The 17,189-nt window shown below is 54.5% G+C and carries 9 protein-coding genes; 7 read left to right on the top strand and 2 right to left on the bottom strand.

Annotated elements, in window-relative coordinates:
* Positions 1-11 precede the first annotated feature (11 nt).
* The 4 genes from H9L05_RS15735 to H9L05_RS15720 all read left to right on the top strand — a co-directional run bounded on the left by H9L05_RS15735 (position 12) and on the right by H9L05_RS15720 (position 7,459).
* A complete protein-coding gene (locus H9L05_RS15735; protein ID WP_187731745.1) occupies positions 12-2,915 on the top strand; it encodes a helicase-related protein in 2,904 nt (967 codons plus the stop codon).
* Positions 2,916-2,967: 52 nt separating this feature from the next.
* Positions 2,968-4,113: a hypothetical protein gene (locus H9L05_RS15730; protein ID WP_187731744.1), complete on the top strand. Its 1,146-nt coding sequence runs from the start codon at positions 2,968-2,970 to the stop codon at positions 4,111-4,113.
* 89 nt (positions 4,114-4,202) lie between these two features.
* On the top strand, positions 4,203-6,887 hold the full coding sequence (locus tag H9L05_RS15725; protein WP_187731743.1) for an Eco57I restriction-modification methylase domain-containing protein: 2,685 nt from the start codon (positions 4,203-4,205) through the stop codon (positions 6,885-6,887).
* Between the two features lie 179 nt (positions 6,888-7,066).
* Positions 7,067-7,459 carry a hypothetical protein gene (locus H9L05_RS15720; protein ID WP_187731742.1) on the top strand — a complete coding sequence of 131 codons (393 nt, stop codon included), beginning with the start codon at positions 7,067-7,069 and terminating at the stop codon, positions 7,457-7,459.
* Between the two features lie 374 nt (positions 7,460-7,833).
* Here the strand turns inward: H9L05_RS15720 and H9L05_RS15715 are convergent, their stop codons facing one another.
* Both H9L05_RS15715 and H9L05_RS15710 read right to left on the bottom strand, forming a co-directional pair.
* Positions 7,834-10,518, bottom strand: a complete 2,685-nt coding sequence (locus tag H9L05_RS15715; protein WP_187731741.1) for a phospholipase D-like domain-containing protein — start codon at positions 10,516-10,518, stop codon at positions 7,834-7,836.
* 11 nt (positions 10,519-10,529) lie between these two features.
* On the bottom strand, positions 10,530-12,116 hold the full coding sequence (locus H9L05_RS15710; RefSeq protein ID WP_187731740.1) for a hypothetical protein: 1,587 nt from the start codon (positions 12,114-12,116) through the stop codon (positions 10,530-10,532).
* Positions 12,117-12,319: 203 nt separating this feature from the next.
* Here H9L05_RS15710 and H9L05_RS15705 point away from each other — a divergent pair, with 203 nt between their 5' ends.
* Genes H9L05_RS15705 through H9L05_RS15695 form a run of 3 tightly spaced genes read left to right on the top strand, consistent with a single transcriptional unit; the run spans position 12,320 to position 16,843 of the window.
* Positions 12,320-12,709, top strand: a complete 390-nt coding sequence (locus H9L05_RS15705; protein WP_187731739.1) for a (deoxy)nucleoside triphosphate pyrophosphohydrolase — start codon at positions 12,320-12,322, stop codon at positions 12,707-12,709.
* Between the two features lie 11 nt (positions 12,710-12,720).
* Positions 12,721-15,666, top strand: a complete 2,946-nt coding sequence (locus H9L05_RS15700; RefSeq protein ID WP_187731738.1) for a DUF3427 domain-containing protein — start codon at positions 12,721-12,723, stop codon at positions 15,664-15,666.
* Positions 15,667-15,676: 10 nt separating this feature from the next.
* The gene (locus H9L05_RS15695; protein WP_187731737.1) at positions 15,677-16,843 is read left to right on the top strand and encodes an HNH endonuclease domain-containing protein; all 1,167 of its coding nucleotides are present in this window, start codon (positions 15,677-15,679) and stop codon (positions 16,841-16,843) included.
* Positions 16,844-17,189 lie beyond the last annotated feature (346 nt).

Raw genomic sequence — 17,189 nt, 5'->3', positions numbered from 1 at the left:
TTGCTCAATCTATGCAGTTTGCACCTGGCTCACTAGTCAACGCCCGCGGGCGAGACTGGGTAGTAATGCCTTCTCTCGACCCTGACCTATTGCTGCTGCAACCATTGGGCGGCAACGAAGCAGAAACAACCGGCATTTATCTGCCGTTACGTTCGCCCGGCGATGAAGTAAGAACCCACGCGTTTCCAGGACCAAAATCCGAGGATTTAGGGGCTTTCCCCTCGGCGCGGTTGCTCTATAATGCGGCGCGACTGTCATTCCGAAGCGGGGCAGGACCATTTCGGTCACTGGCACGGCTCTCGTTTCGCCCCCGCTCCTACCAACTAGTGCCTCTGATCATGGCCCTGCGACAAGCACCCGACGCGGTGCGGTTATTGGTGGCCGACGACGTGGGCGTAGGCAAGACAATTGAAGCTATTCTGATAATCAAGGAGCTACTTGAACGGCGTGAAATTCGGCGGTTCGCGGTGGTATGCCTACCACATTTATGTGAACAATGGCAGCAGGAACTACGCGATAAAGCTGGACTAGAGGCAGTGATTATCCGCTCTAACACGCAAGCTCGACTTGACCGGGCAGTAGATGGGGATACGCCTGTTTATGAACACTACCCATTTCAAGTCATCTCAATTGACTACATAAAATCTGACCAGAGGCGGAGCGTATTCCTGCATCACGCACCCGAACTAGTGATTGTAGATGAGGCGCATACGGCGGCTCGGCCTGCCGGGGCGCTTGTTAGCCAGCAGCAACGCTATCATTTAGTACATGACTTATCGAAACGGGCTAAACAACATCTCGTCTTACTAACAGCTACTCCACATAGTGGCAAACCAGAGGAGTTCCGTTCACTGCTTGGGTTACTGGATAAGAAGTTCGAAACACTGGATTTACCTAACGCTAGTAAAGCGGATCAGCAGCATTTAGCAAGGTTATTCGTGCAGCGGCGGCGTATTGACGTAGAGAAATGGCTTGGAGAGGACACTCCTTTTCCTAAGCGCGAGGCTGACGAAGAATCATATGCGCTCAGCCCCGAATATCAACGTATTTACGCTGACGTACTACAGCTGGCTCAGGAATTAGCCCAGCGCGGTAGCGAACTACATGGCGGGCAACAGAAGTTTCATTACTGGACGGCCCTGGCATTATTGCGTGGCGTCATGAGCTCGCCGGCCGCCGGCGCAGAGATGCTGCGCAACCGCCAGCGTAACCTGCCTAACGATGACGGGGAGCTGGCCACAGAAGCCGAAGGCCCAAATCCAGTACTCGACCAAGACTATGAGTTCGATGGAGACTTTACACCTAGTCAAGTGATAAGCCGCGCTGCTATTAATGATAGCCAGCGCGCCAAGCTTTCCAGGCTCATCGGACAGCTAGAAAGCCTTCAAAACATATCAACGGACCATAAGGCAGCCCAGGCTATAAAGCTGTTATACAGCTGGCTCAAACTGGGCTATCAGCCCGTCATCTTCTGCCGTTACATTGCTACCGCCACTTATCTAGGTGGATTGCTTAAGCAAGAATTGACACGAGTAGGGAGCCAAGCAGTGCGAGTGGAGGTTGTCACCAGTGAAGACCCTGATGAGGTTCGTCGCGAGCGCATAGACCAGATGGCCGACTCTCCCCTAAGGGTATTGGTAGCGACCGATTGTCTAAGTGAGGGAATCAACCTGCAGCATAGTTTCACAGCAGTGTTACATTACGATCTGCCATGGAATCCTAATCGCCTTGAACAACGCGAAGGTCGAGTAGACCGCTTTGGTCAAACTGCGCCCACTGTAAAAGCATACCTGCTCTATGGCCGGGACAACGATATCGACTCTGTTGTATTGGGTGTACTATTACGCAAGGTGCGTGAGATACGGAAGGACACTGGGATTACTGTCCCGTTTCCAGAAGACTCAGAAAGCGTGTTAGACGCAGTTTTAGCTGCTGTACTGCTGAATCCAAAAGCAGCAAGCCGCGCAGCACTTGCTACGCAGCTTACCATCGATTTTGGAGAAGCACCTGAAGTAACTAAGCAGAAGGCCCTTGTACGAAGCGCTTATGATAAAGCCATCGATGCTGAAAAGCTTTCTCGCTCGCTTTACGCCCAGCATGCCATCAAGGCACACGAGGTAGCGGCTGACTTAAGGCAGGCCGATGAAGCTATAGGTGACCCAGCTGCGGTAGAGGCTTTCGTGACCGAAGCACTTCCAGCTCTTTTGGGCGTCCAAATTACGCGTAACCCTTCCCGGCCTACCGATGGCGGTGCGCACACTTATACACTCTACACTGCCAACCTGCCTAAAAATCTGCGAGGGGCATTGCCTGGTGCTGAAGCTACGGTTCCCCCTACGCAGCTGCTGGTGTGCTTTGCATCGCCCACCCCCGATGGATTTCATTATCTCGGGCGGAATCATCTTTTCGTAGAACAACTATGTCAACAGCTCCTAGCTAGTGCATTGCACCACCGAAAAGATGCTCCGGCACGCGCAGCAGTAGTACGCACTTCCGCTGTGCTTGTACGCACTACACTGCTGCTCTTTCGGGTACGCAATGTTATCGAGGAGCGGTCAAGCCGGCAACAATTAGTAGCAGAGGAAATGTTAATCTGGGGCTATAAAGGTGACCCAACATCTGGCGAAGCATTCAATATACTGACGCCAGAAGAAGCCCACATCCTTTTATTGACGGCTGTACCAGAAGCCGACCTACCGCGTCCCGTTGCCGCGCAACTATTGCAAGACGCAGCCGATGAGCTTCCAGCGCTAGTCCCATCATTTAACGAAGTAGCTACGACACGCGCAGCTAAACTAGTGGAAGCACACGAGCGATTCAGACAAGTTGTGCAGGGAGGGCGCTACCAAGTGGTGACCCCGGTACTGCCGATGGATGTACTGGGTCAATATGTCTTGTTACCACCGAAGACATAACTACTCACGCCTACTTAAGCTGTCATTTACTTTTCGCGCTTATTATTCCCCTATGCGCTTCCCTACTATTCAAATCGAAGGCGCTATTCTATCAGCGGAGCTACTAGACCAACTAGAAAGTGGCGCGGCTGCCGGTCAGAAGCCCACCGATTTCGGTTTACCCCTCGGCAACAAGCTGGTCAAAGACGAGATTCTACGTGCTTGGGCAGATGCTAACGACTATTGGCGCATCTTCCGCCGTCGCCTTGATGCGTTAGCCGACGACCGAAGTGCGACCACCGAAACGCGTCGTCAATGGCTATTACCGTTGCTGGGCCTGCTTGGCTACGATGCGCAGCCCCTTACCACGTCCCCCACCGCGGGTGAGAAGAAATTTGCTATATCGCACACTGACGCTCGTCGAGCTGGCCTCCCTTTGCACTTAGTGAGTGCGCGTGATGAGTTAGATACGCGCCCGGACGGGCGTAACGGGCGTCGCCCCACTCCCCATGGGCTGGTGCAGGAATACTTGAATCTAACTGAGCATCTCTACGGCCTTTTGTCAAACGGTCTGCAGCTACGACTGCTGCGTGACAGCAGCCGGTTGGTGAGGCTCTCATACGTAGAGTTCGACTTGGAGCGGATGTTCACTGAAGGACACTTTGCAGATTTTGCACTGCTCTGGCGCCTATTGCACGCCTCGCGAATGCCTACTGCCGAGGGCAAGGGAGCAGAGTCGTTGATTGAGCGATACCACCAAGATGCGCTAGAAGCTGGCGCACGCATTCGTGAACGGTTGAGCGCAGCTGTGTACAACTCGCTCCTGGCGCTCGGCAATGGCTTTCTCCAACATCCTGATAACGATGAACTGCGGACACAACTGATTAGCGGTAAAATTACCGCCGCGCTTTATCACCAGCACCTGCTGCGGCTGATATACCGATTTCTGTTCTTGCTAGTGACGGAAGAGCGCGACTTGCTCTTTCCTGAAACAGCAAACCCTACGCATCGCGAGGTTTACGAGAAATATTACTCACTACAAAAGCTTCGGCGCCTCTGCGAAAATCCGTATCTACCAGCAGATTCTAAGACCTTCCATGACTTGTGGGCAGGGCTACGCCAAACCTTCCAGCTTTTTGAGAGTGGACAGGCTGGCCAGCCTTTAGGCCTATCCCCCTTGCTGGCGACCTGTTTGGCCGCAGCGCACTGGGACCTATAGCCAACGCTGACTTACGTAACGAGGTGTTGCTCGACTGCCTGCGTAACCTTACGCGCTTCTACAATCCGACCACTCGGCAACATACTCGCGTGAACTATGGGGCACTCGACGTAGAAGAGTTCGGCTCGGTATACGAAGGCCTTTTGGAGTTCGACGCCATTGTCGCGCCACCCACCCACGCTATGCCATGGCGCTATACACTGGCTGCTGGTAAGGCACGCGCTGCCTCCGGTTCACATTATACACCTGAGGCGCTGGTACAGCCCCTATTGCAGCATTCGCTCGACTTATTGATTCAGGAGAAGCTGAGAGAAGCAGCAGAAGGGGTACGCCCGGCTACTAAGGGACGAGCCATACCTACGGAAGCTGAAAGCAAAGCCATTCAAATTGCTCAAACCGATGCATTGCTAAGTCTACGCATTGCCGATGTCGCGTGCGGCTCAGGACATATGCTGCTCTCCGCGGCGCGGCGGTTAGCTACCGAACTAGCCCGGATACAAACGGGTCAAGAGCAGCCGTCACCTAACGCGAGACGAGCAGCTCAACGGCAAGTCATCAGCCAATGCCTTTACGGTACCGACTACAATCCTCTTGCCGTGGAACTTTGCAAGGTGGCGCTGTGGCTCGAAGCCCATAACCCTGGTGAGCCACTTGACTTTCTTGACCACCACATACGCTGTGGCAATGCAATCGTAGGACTGACGCGCCCTGAAGATTTGTCACGTGGCATCGCCACCGAGGCATTCGCTTCTCTGAAAGGTGACGACAAGCCTTTTGCCAGCGCCTTACGCAGTCGTAATAGGCAGGAGCGCACTGTGGCCAACCAAACTACTTTTGAATTTGAGCCCGCGTCCCGCACTGATGTCAGGAACCTAGGTGTGGCCTACGAGCATCTACGCCAGATGCCTGATCATACTGCCGAAGAGGTGGAGGCTAAGGGCGTAGCGTATCGTGCCTTGCGTGAACAGGCAAGTACCTTCCGACTAGGTCAGCTGGCTGATTTACAGGTGGCACCTTTCTTCATTCCAAAGACTGCCAATAATGCCCACTTATTACTCACGGACGCCGATTACCGTCGATATCTACGCGGTACCCAAGAGCTGCATACAGCCGCAACAGATTTAGCTACAGAAGTAAGTATTGAACGTCGTTTTTTTCATTGGTTCATCGAATTTCCAGATGTGCTGGTTGAACATGGAGGATTTGATTTAATACTAGGTAATCCACCGTTCTTGGGTAATCGGGGACTAAAAGGAGCTTACGGAGATGCGTTTCTTAATTGGGTCACTACAGAATATGCCCCAGCTGGTGCTGTAGATTTGGTCACTTATTTCTTCCGACGCATTTTTCGCCTCCTACGGCCAGGAGGCATTTTGAGCCTAATCTCAACTAATACCATCGCTCAGGGTGATGCTCGCGAAGGAGGCTTAGCTGTATTACTGGATGAAGGAGGACGTATACACCATGCAGTACGTTCGATGAAATGGCCTGGGAGAGCCAACGTGGAAGTTTCCCTCATAACTCTACAACGGGCTCCCCTTAATAGCTGGCCAGCCCTTCTAGATGGGAAGACAGTGCCTCAAATTACTTCTTATCTAGACGACGATGAAAATGGCATTGACCCTTATCTCTTAAAGTCGAATGCTAATCAATGTTTCCAGGGCTCAATAGTGCTTGGAACAGGATTTATACTCGCTCCAGAAACAGCCAGGCATTTAATCGATACTAATCCAGAAAATAGCGCTGTTATTTATCCATACCTCAACGGCGATGACTTAAATTCTTCCTCAGATCAAAGTCCAAGCCGCTGGGTAATCAACTTCCACGACTGGCCATTACGACGTTTTTCTTCTGCTGAATGGGAGGAGCTTACTACCGAGGAGCGTGAACGTATCGAATTAAGAATTAGTAAGGGTAACGTTGTGGCTACAGCTCCTCCTGACTACAATGGAAAAGTTGCAGAAGATTATCCAGAATGCTTGTCTATTGTTGAAAAACTTGTTAGGCCAGAACGACAACGACTTAATGAGAATGGTGAGTATGTATTGAGGAGCCCACTGCCTGAATTATGGTGGATCTATGCTGATAAGAGGCCTAAACTTTACCGTGCAATTCAAGATCTTGAACATTGCTTAGTTACAGCGCATACATCAAAACTAGGCTCTCTTGATTTTGCATCAACAAAAAACGTATTGGACGCTAAACTCATCGTTTTCCGATTTTCTGATTATGGAATTTTTGGTTTGATGCAGTCGAACTTCCATTTATCGTGGGCATGGAAATATCGAACAAGTATGAGAGCAGATCTTATTTATGCTAACAACCGCATTTTCGAAACATTTCCTTTCCCTGAACTCACCCCAAAAATGCATGAAGCTGGCTTGACATATTATACCTTCCGTCAACAGCTGATGCAGGACCTTAATCTTGGATTAACAAAGACGTATAACCTTTTCCACACACCAGACCTCACAGCTACTGCCATCGCTAAAGCTGCTAAACTGAATGACCGGATTCTTGCTGAAGATTTATGCACCCGATTTAGAGAACTGCGCAGTCTGCACTGCCAGATGGATAAAGAAGTTGCCTATGCTTATGGTTGGCCCGATATAGACCTGGATCATGGCTTTCATGCCCAAGAATATCTACCAGAGAACGACCGCATTCGCTTCACTATCAGCCCGGCTGCCCGTCGTGAAATACTTGAGGGCCTACTTGCTCTTAACCATTTACGCTACGCCGAAGAGCAGGCTGTTTTGGCAAATCAAAGCTGATTGCCTATTCCTTAATCATGCTTAACTATACCCAGCCAGCCAAATGGCCCCGACCCGAACCGAAGAATTTACGTCAGCTGATTGAGTTTCTGGCTCCCTTGGTAATATGGCTTGACCCTAAAATCGTGTAGACTATTGTTATATACAATAATCAAAGGCGCTGAGACTGGGGAAACACATTGGAAGCCTTATCAGGTACACCAGTGCCTTCAGCGGCATATCTGTGGGAAAATGGCGCTTGCGTTTTCCCACAGATATGCCGCTCCACCGGCGACGAAGACCGTAATTACTTCGGCGCAGATGGCTGCCTCAAAACTGACAGCAGCAATAACTGGCACTCCAATCTGGTATGGCGTTACGCAATGATAGGTAAGCAAAACTTTGATAAGGAAGATAAAGCCGAAGTTAGGCTGGCAAATTTATTCCCGCATAAAGACGAAAGCCGAGATGCCTACTTGGCTAAAGCTCATGCCACCAGTGTTCACAATCTCACCCTACTGGCCTTTACTGCAGAAATCGAGGGCTCGGACCCTAGTATAAGCCACTCGGTAGAAGAATTTTCCATTGGCTGACGGGTTCAGCCAAGGGCTTCGAAAAGATAAGCCAGCCATTCAGCCTAGCAGGTCTGTTCACCAGCTCTACTAAAATGTGCTTTTTGCCCGCGGAGTTGATGATGCTTACAGATGCCCAAGGTTCATTATTGCTTGTATTATTTTAATAAAGACAAAGGATTTATACAGCGATTTCTGCAATCTTTTCCTATATGGTATTGAATTAGGTGACCCTGCTTCATTGCTTAAGCAATTTGGAATAGGCCTTACTACTATAAAGGAACTAGAATGGCATACTACTTTCACAGGTGATATCAAACACTAACAAGCTTAATAAATACCGAGAAAACCACTTTACTGAACTGGTAAGCAGAAAAAGAATGGCGTTAGCTGCTCTATAGCACTAGTAATTTTGTTCCTGGCATAAGCTCGTACCGATAAGTGCCTCTGGCACCCTCTTTTTGGGCTAGAAATCCAGGATGCAATAAGGTTATGGCTAAGTTGTTCGCACCTTTATACTTATTGCCCACAGTGCAGATACCCAACTTGCTACTAAATACCCAATCTCCAACCTGCGTCTGTAAGGCACTGCGAAAAGTGCGCTCACCCGCTGACAAGTTCAGTGCCGCTTGTAAAGCCTGAACTCGCGCCCCAAGGGTTGGCAAGATTTGATAAAGCAGTACCGAACCCGCTGCTGTCCCGAATTTTGCTTGGGACAGCAGGTGCTCAAAGCTTTTGGTTAGATGCTTAGGTAGATCCTGAATCAACCAGCCGGCAGGGCGAAGGTAGTGTAGAATATTCGCGAGAAGAATGTCCCGCATCCCGGTCTCGTTCGCTCGCCAAGGGGCGTTGAGCACCAGAAATAGACTCATCTCGAAGCAGTTTTGTCGCATCTCTGCTAATTGGCTTTCGTGCTCGGACAGTGGTTCAGCATATTGCTCCTTGCCGGCGGTGCACTGCAACAAAAAGTTGCCAATGAGGGAGCAAATCCCTTTAAAGGTTTTGGGGTCATCTATCTCCCCTTTATCAGGCAAGAAGTAAGCCTTCACTTGGCGGCCTTCCTTTTCCAGCAAGTACGAATTCCCGATGTACTTCACGGCCACGTGCAGGGCGATGTTGAAGTAAGCGTAGTCGATCAAGGTCAGGGGTGTCAGCCGGATGGCCTGCGGTTTTTCGCTGGCCGCGGCCGCGGCCAGCCGCTGCGTTTGCTGCTTACTCAACCGGTCCAGGAACCGTTCGATGCTCTTCTTCCGCTGGCCATTTTGCGCCGCCTGTAGCTTTCGCAGCTCCTCTTCCACGTCAATGCTGGTGTTCTGGTCGCCTTCGTCTGTGTCCGTGTCGATGCCTTGCTCGTTGCTTTCCCGGTAGCCCTCAGCGGCCGTGCCGATAAGCAGCCGCTTGCTCAGGGCATTGAGAAAACTGCTAATGTGTACCTCGGGCGAGTTCAGCAGCCGCTGCTGCTGGAGTAGTTCTTCTTGCTTTTGCCGGTTAAATTCTTCGGGGGTGAGTTTTTCATATACTCTCGCCGTGGTATCCTCTTTGAGCGAGGCCTCGTTTCCCCCTACCTTGGTTAGGGCCACGCTACGCTCTAAGTCCACCATATCCAGCAGCACCTCGGCGAAGCCCTCTAACCCCGAGTCCGTTAAGGCGTCGAAGCCCAGCTGCAGCTTTTGCCGGTTAGGGTCCGGGCAGTATTGCTGCTGGTTTGCTGGGTGCTGCACAAACTGCCGACCCACCACGGCCTGTGCCTCATCCCACAATTCCACCATGTTCACCGTATCCGGCACCTCTGGAAATACCAGTCGAAGCGGATTAACTAGGTGCACTGGCTCCTCCGATGCCTGCCAAAAGCCTTGCTTTGAGTAGAGTCGCACCGTCACCGGGTACTTGTCGGCCGGCTCCTGAGCCAGGTGCAACGTCAACGTGTGCTGCTCAATCTCGGCCAGCACAATGCCCACCGGCAGCTTGGCGAAATGGCTGCTGCTCCCTTCCTCCTCGATGCCCAACGGCGGCTTCAGCTTCTGGAGCGTTTCCAAAGTCATCTTGTTCTCGCCCGTCGGGTTGATGCCTAAGCCGACTAAGTACTGCCCGTTGAGATGGTGCAGCAAGAGGCTCGCCTCTTCGTTGGCGGGCTGGACACCGTTCCCTCCCATGCCGGCTGCGGTCACATTGGCGCTGCCCAGTAGCAAGTACTCACCCTGGTCAGTGGTAAAGTGTACCAGCTTAGCGTGCAGTCGAGTGACGTGATCGGCTATCGAGGGGCCGCATTCCTTCCACTTGTGGAAGGTGATGCCCCTGGCCACTTGCGGGTCCAGCTTTTTTGGTAGCAAGCCAAAGCGGTGCTCCACCACGCACTGTAGGCGGGCTTGGGGAAACGAGGCCCGAAGCTGACTCAATGCCACGCCCGCCTGATCGTAGTAGGGCGAAACCGTCACTAGGCGCTTCACCACGGGCTGCCCAATCAGCACCAGCGCCTGCTGCAGGACTCCTTCCCTCCCGTTAGTGAGCAGTGCCACCTTCAGGCCATTATCTAAGGGGCGCCAGCTGCCCGGCTCGGCCTTCGGCAGCTGAGTTAGCCAGGGCGTGAACTGCTTGATCCAGGTCAGTTTCACGGCGGCCATGCCCTGCAGCGGGGCCGTGAGCGCTTGCACGTAGCCCCAGGCATCGGCAAAAAGGGTGGCGTTGGGCGCCGCTGAGTCGGCCACGTGGAAGCATCCCCACGCTTCGTCGTTGTTGCCCATGCCCGAGGCGGTTAGGTTACCCGATCCGATGGCAAACAGGCCCTCTTTGGCGCCAAAGAATAGCGACACCTTGGGGTGAAACACGCCTTGGGTCCGGTAAATCGGGTAGATGCTAAACCCAATGGATTCTTGAAACTCTCGGCCGGAAGCGGTGCTTGCTAGGTATTCTAGGAACGGGCCGTCGGTCAGTACCAGGATGTTTTGGATGCCCGCCGCCCGCAGCTGGCGCATGACTCTTAGCTCGAAGAACTGAAAGTCGAAGCTGTAGCAGGTAAGCACGCAAGAGTGGTAGCGCCCCTTACCCAGGGTATCTAGAATGTTCTGTCTGGTAAAGGTCATGGGAGCTGAGCTTAAGCAATCTGGGCCCGGCCCTGAGCCGTCAGCACGTTGTCTTGGTCAATAAGGTGCAAGTCGGCAGCCATGAGCAGCAACACGTCCAGGCGGGGGTCCGAAAACCGGGCACTCATCGTGTCGGTGCGCCGTAGCCACTCCCCTTCCACTTCAAACTTTTGGCTGGACTGCTGGCCGGTGCCCATCTTGCGCATCGACACGTACTGATGCCGCAGAACGATGTCCCGGTGCAGAAAATCATGGACAAACTCCGTCATTGTCCAATCACGCTTGGCGAGCAGCTGCTGTGAATAAGCTAAGAAGTTGCCTTCGCGCAGCAAATCACGTTCTTTGGCATATTGACGCAACTCGAGAAAGTGGGCGTGGTTACGGCGGTAAATCAGCCCAATTAGGGCCAGACCGGCCGCCGCCTGCGCCGCGGGCTCTACGTAATCCAGCAATTCCCGACAAATAACGGCGTAGTGCTCCTCTTCCTGATATTGAAGGTCAGCGCCCTCCAAAAAAGCGCTGAGCGGTTTGTTTATTTCCAAGCCGGGCACCACCTCTTGCAGTTGCGCGCCAATTTGCTCAGTAAACTGAACCAGAAAAGTTGGCAGGTGAACATACCCACCATCTTTATCCTGGTCACGCAGCATAGCCGCTAGCACGGAACTGCACGCTACCTGCCAGTACTCGTTCAGCTGGTAGAAGTACCAACCGCGCAAAGTGAGCTCCTCGGCCTCGCCCCCTGCAGCCAGGTAGTTGTCGGCTAGGAACTTCCTTGTTGTACGCGCCTGGTCTTGGTGGAGGTAGCTTAGAGCCAACCGCAGGGAGGTTTTTCGATGGAAAGGCGAGGACGCAGAGTCTTCCTGTAAGGGTAGGTCCACGCCCGTTAGCAGTTGCAAGTACAACGCCTGTTCCGCACTGCCCGCCTGCAACTGCGAGAGGTCAAAGTACGGGGCTAGGATCTTCAGGTCGGCTTCTCGAAAGAGGCCCGCCTCAATGTTGCGTAGGAAAAGCTGCTGTACCGGCTCGGGGATACCATCCGCAAAAGCCGCTGCGAGCTGCTGTCCGCTGATGCCCCCTGCTTGCTCACTAGTACGCACAAAAACTTGGTCATTAGCCGCGCTGGTGCCCACCAATCCCAGGGCCCGCATCGAGCCCGCGTAGTACTGACCAAAAGCCCCCATTCGGGCTTTCCAGTACGTCTCTGGATTCCCACCCGGCCGCGAATCGGCGCCCTCATCCAGCCGATAGACACTGTCCGTATTGCTGGCTATCATCTTATCGGCAAAGGCGCTGCCCGGGATGTTGAGTGGTTTGGCGCCGAGCAGCCGGATAAGTAGGGCCACCATGAGTTCAGCCCGCCGCACAAAGTCTTGCTGCTGCTTTGGATCGGCTTTGCCCACGTGGGTGGCAAACCGGTCGAGCAACCAGCAGTGGAAGCCGTAGTAACGAATGCGGTGGGTGACGTTGGTTAAGCCCGGCAGCAGCACCCCATAGGTGGACTCGGAAGTGATCTGAAGCCCAAGTGGGTCCAGCCCTCGAATAATGGACAGCTTATCGCCGAGGAACGGAACCAGAGCTTTGTTTTTGGTGAGTATCACGGTGGCGTAGTCTTCGACGGTAAAACGGAGTCTAATAATACAAGCTTTACCCGTGTTAACTGGCCGGATCTGCGGTCGTTTTCCCCAGACAATGATTAATAACCTAGGGGACAACGACAATCAAAAGAAAATTACATCCAAGCTTTAGCAAGTAGCTTACTGCCCGCCGTACGGGCCTATCTTGCTGCCGCTATTCCCCCTCTATGAAACATCACGAAGTAGTGGCCGCTATCATTCAACGCGGCGACGAATTCCTCTGCCTCCAACGCGGCCCCAGCAAGTACGATTACATCGCCCACAAGTGGGAGTTCCCCGGGGGCAAGGTGGAGGCTGGCGAGACGCAGCAAGCCGCCCTGGTACGTGAAATCCAAGAGGAGTTGGGTCTAGGTATTCAAGTCGGCTCACTCCTGCTCACTGTCGAGCACGACTATCCCGATTTCCGCATCACCATGCACGGCCTTCTTTGCACCGCGCTCACTGCTGAGCTTACCTTGCATGAGCACGTAGCATACCGTTGGCTGCGCCGCGAACAGCTGGACTCCCTTGATTGGGCTGCCGCCGACCTACCTCTGGTTGCTAAACTTCAAGCTTAGACCGGGCCCGTATGTCATCTCCCCTACTCGCTAGCCTAACCCGGGGTTTCCTCGACCACACCACCCCGGCGCAGGACAAGTACCTGCCGCAACTTCTGGTCAACGACCGGGCGCGCGGCAAAACAGTGCTCAGCGCCGTGCTCCGGCACCTGGGCGAATGCGAGGAGTTTTGGTTTACAGTGGCCTTCGCTACCAAACAAGGCGTTATCACCCTGCTCAGCACCCTGCAGGAGTTGGAACGGCGCGGCATCCCCGGGCGGGTCCTGGTCTCCCAATACTTGGACTTCACCCAGCCGGAAGCGCTGCAGGCCCTGCTGCAGCTGTCCAACATCACGCTAAAAATCGCCACCACGGGCAACTTTCACGCGAAGGGCTACCTGTTTCGCAAGGGCGTGGGCGCGTACGATTTGCTGATTGGCAGCAGCAACCTCACGGCCGGCGCCCTGAAGACCAACAAAGAGTGGAACCTGCAAGTATCGGCGAACGGACACGGTGAGCTCATGCACCACACCCTAGCCGAGTTTGCCAAGGAGTTCGCCGAAGCCACGCCGGTGGATGAGGCCTTCATAGAAGCCTACCAGCAAGTTTACCAAGCGCAAGCCCTCCGAGTCGCAGCCCAGGCCGCGCTCCCTACCGTCCAACCCGTACCGAACGCCATGCAGGTCGAGGCCCTGGCGAGCCTGGCGGCGCTGCGGGCCCAGGGGCAGCGCAAAGCCCTGCTCATTTCGGCTACCGGTACCGGCAAGACTTACCTTTCCGCCTTTGACGCCCTCCAGGTCAAGCCTGGCCGCCTCTTGTTCGTGGTGCATCGCCTCAACATTGCGGAAGCTGCGCTCCAGACCTTCCAGCGCGTGTTTGGCCCGGACAAAACCATGAGCTTGTACTCGGGGCGTCAGCAGGATACCACGGCGGACTTCTTGTTTTGCACGGTTCAGACGTTGGCGCAAACCCACCACCTAGAGCGTTTCGCCCCCGACCAATTCGATTACATCACCATTGACGAGACCCACCGCTCCGGCGCCGACAGCTACCAGCGTATCCTGGCCCACTTCCGTCCCAGATTCCTGCTGGGCATGACGGCCACCCCTGAGCGGACGGACGGCTACGACATCTTCCAGCAGTTTGACCACAACATCGCCTACGAGATTCGCTTGCAGCGCGCCTTGGCGGAAGACATGCTCTGCCCTTTCCACTACTTCGGCCTCACGGACTTAACTGTGGACAACGAACCCATGCCGGAAGTCGCGGATTTCGCGCTGCTCGTCGCCGAGGACCGCATCAACCACATACTGGCGCAAGCCGCCTTCTACGGCTGCGACACGGGCCCGGTGCGGGGGCTGATTTTCTGCCGCAGCAACGAAGAAAGCGAGGTGTTGTCCGCCGCCTTCAACACCCGGGGGCTGCGCACCGTCAACTTGAATAGTAAGAGCACGGATACCGAGCGCAGCACGGCCATTACGCGTTTGGAAAGCGACGACGCATCGGTTCGCCTCGACTACTTGCTAACGGTCGACATCTTCAACGAAGGCATCGACATCCCGCGGCTGAACCAGGTGATTTTGCTAAGGCCCACCCAGTCGGCCATTGTTTTCGTGCAGCAACTCGGTCGCGGCCTCCGCAAGACCATGGGTAAGGAATACCTCACCGTACTCGACTTCATCGGCAACTACCGCAACAACTACCTGGTACCGGTTGCCCTGTTTGGGGACACTACTTACAACAAAGACACGCTCCGCAAGCTGTTGGCGGCCGGCAGCAGCCTACTGCCCGGCGTTTCCACCATCAACTTTGACCGCATCGCTCAGGAGCAGATTTACGCCTCCATCGACGCGGCCCGGCTCAACAGTCACCGCGACCTGGTCGACGCCTACAACTTACTCAAATCCATCCTCGGGCGGTCACCCCTGATGATGGATTTCTTGGCGCACGCCGGTCGCGACCCCTTCCTGTACGTGAGCGCCAAAGGTTCCTTCTTCAACTTTGCCGCGGGCCTGGAAAAGGGCCTGGTGGGCGCCCTAACACCCGAAGAGCAGGAGGTGTTGGCCTTGATCGCCACCCACCTCGCCAATGCCAAGCGCATCGATGAAGTAGTCATTTTGGACCTGCTGTTGCAACAGGACCGGGTGTCAACCGCGGAGTTACGAGCTGCCCTCGAGCCCTACTACGGACCTACCCCGAGCCCAGCTACGCTCGATTCCTGCGTGCGCAACCTCAATTTCGACTTCGTGGGCAAGCCCAAGCCCGTGGTTACCCAGCACGGGGCCTCCTTGGGCTTCGCCCCGGCCTTTGCCATCATGGTAGCCAAGCCGGTGTTCCTGCGGTTTCTGCAGGATGCCCTAGACTTTGCGAAAGCTCGGTACCGCACCTTTATGACCTCGCCGTTCAGCAGCGGGTTCTTTCTCTATCAGAAGTATACCCGCCGCGATGTCTGCCGCATCCTGAACTGGCCCAAGGACGAAAGCTCCACCGTGTACGGTTACAAAATCAAGGACCGTACTTGTCCCTTGTTCGTCAACTACCACAAAGCCGAGGACATCGCCGAAAGTACGAACTACGAGGACGGGTTTATCAGCACGCACGAGTTCAATTGGATGTCCAAGTCCAACCGGAGCCTCAACAGCCCGGAAATTCAGAAGATTGCGCAAGCCCCGCACAACGGCCTACGGCTGCCGTTGTTCGTTAAGAAAAGCAACGACGAAGGCTTGGACTTCTACTACATGGGGGACGTAAAACCCGTCCATTGGGAAGCGGGTACGTTGCCCAGCGGAGGGGGCGGCACCGTGCCCGTGGTCAAGTTTCAATTCACTATGGACCATCCGGTGGAGGAAGCCATGTACGCCTACTTAACCTCATCGCAAGCTGATGCCACCCGGGCCTTGCAGGCCAGCAACGCCGTGCCCGAGGTGAAGTCCCTTCCACGCGCTTACAGCAGCCAACAGGCTCTAGCCTTTGATTAGCGCTCACCGAATGGCCTTTCTTAGCGGTGAGCAAGTCATTGCCACCATCCTCAAGCACGACAGCAAAACCACCAGCTACAAGCTTGCCTTGCTACGGGCCTTAAATGACGTGGTACTGCTGCACCCGGAGCTCGGGCATCAAGCTCGGGACGTTGCCGTACCCCTACGGCACCTGGCCGAGTTATGGGTAGGCTACTATTGGCCGTTCACCGACCCTGCGGCGCCCATCTACCAGGGTGCCCGAGCGGTTCGCGAGGGCGTAGTGCGCAACGATATGAGTTTCCGCCTCGCCCTAACGCGCCTGCAGCAGGTGTGGCAAAGCGAGGGGCAGGTAGGCTTTCTGCCCTCTGATGGGTTTTTCCTGATTTCGGAAATGCGAACGCCCCGGCGCCGGGCGCTCTACTCTTCGGCGTTGCTGAAGGCTTATGTAGACGCCATCAGCACCGTTAAGCTGGCCATCAGCATGCCCGTAAAGCACGCCGGCGTGGGACATTGGACGGTGTTTGCCAAACCAGCTCGGCTACTTGACTTGCTCCCTTCAATTTACCCGCTGCCGGGCACCAGACCGGAGGAGGTTTGCGTGGTAGTAAAAGCAGACCTCTGGCAGGCCTTTAGCCGGTTGTCACTGTACGTCGAAGCGCTCAGTTTGCACGAGTGGAGCTTGTTCACGGAAAGTGTATCGCAAGTCGGTGGGACTAGCTGTGCGCGTGGGACCGCCTATACCCTACTCACCGCCCGGCCGGACAACCGCCGGCCCCTTACTTGGGAGCGCAACCAGGTGGACGTGTTGATGCTCGAGCAGGTACCTTTTACTTGTCCGTGGACGCAAAAAGTGCTGAGCCAACCGGACCACTACGACTTGGATCACCTACTCCCGCTGGCCCTGTATCCCATCAACGAGCTGTGGAATTTGTTGCCCGTAGACCGCGCGTTTAACCAGCACGTCAAGCGCGACCGGGTTCCATCCGACGAGCGGCTAACTGCAGCCAGCCATCTGTTGGCAGCGGCCTACACGAACTACTTGCGCTCCCCTGGATTGCAGCGGGTGATCCGGGAGGATGCGGCTTTACGTTTCCCTGGTCTGCCGCCGGCCGCCGGATTCGCCCTGCAGCTGGCCCGGCGCGCCACCCAGTTCATAGAGGATGTAGCTGCAGCTCGGTTTATAAGCCGGTTTTAGGGTCTTATCGACCCGTTTTTTTACTTGTGCTTACAGTCCTTTTTGCCACTTTTGGTGGTTGGCTTTTTGTATGAATGCTTTCTACCGGCTATGCAGCCTTTGGGCAGTTGTTGCATGCTTATTATCTTCTGCCGCTGCTGCTTATCCACTTGCCGGCCATTGCCCCAGTGCTTCTAAGCAAGATCCCTCCGAAAAAGGAACGCTACATTACTTACTTCACCTATGATTGCGGGAAGAAACTGCGGCATGAAATAATAGATGAGCGATAGAAACCAAAGCTAATCCTCGTGTGGTGGACGGCACAGCAAGCCGGGCAATGGCGCAAGTATCTAAAATAGTAAGGCAT

This window comes from Hymenobacter qilianensis, assembly GCF_014489555.1.
GTDB lineage: Bacteria > Bacteroidota > Bacteroidia > Cytophagales > Hymenobacteraceae > Hymenobacter > Hymenobacter qilianensis.
Note: the sequence above shows the minus strand (reverse complement) of the source record. Positions and strands in the feature narration are given on the sequence as shown.

Bases quoted from the DNA above. Each gene is read 5' to 3' on its own strand.
- H9L05_RS15730 (WP_187731744.1), top strand. From the start codon at position 2,968: ATGCGCTTCCCTACTATTCAAATCGAAGGCGCTATTCTATCAGCGGAG.
- H9L05_RS15705 (WP_187731739.1), top strand. From the start codon at position 12,320: ATGAAACATCACGAAGTAGTGGCCGCTATCATTCAACGCGGCGACGAA.
- H9L05_RS15700 (WP_187731738.1), top strand. From the start codon at position 12,721: ATGTCATCTCCCCTACTCGCTAGCCTAACCCGGGGTTTCCTCGACCAC.
- H9L05_RS15695 (WP_187731737.1), top strand. From the start codon at position 15,677: ATGGCCTTTCTTAGCGGTGAGCAAGTCATTGCCACCATCCTCAAGCAC.
- H9L05_RS15735 (WP_187731745.1), top strand. From the start codon at position 12: ATGCAGTTTGCACCTGGCTCACTAGTCAACGCCCGCGGGCGAGACTGG.
- H9L05_RS15715 (WP_187731741.1), bottom strand. From the start codon at position 10,518: ATGACCTTTACCAGACAGAACATTCTAGATACCCTGGGTAAGGGGCGC.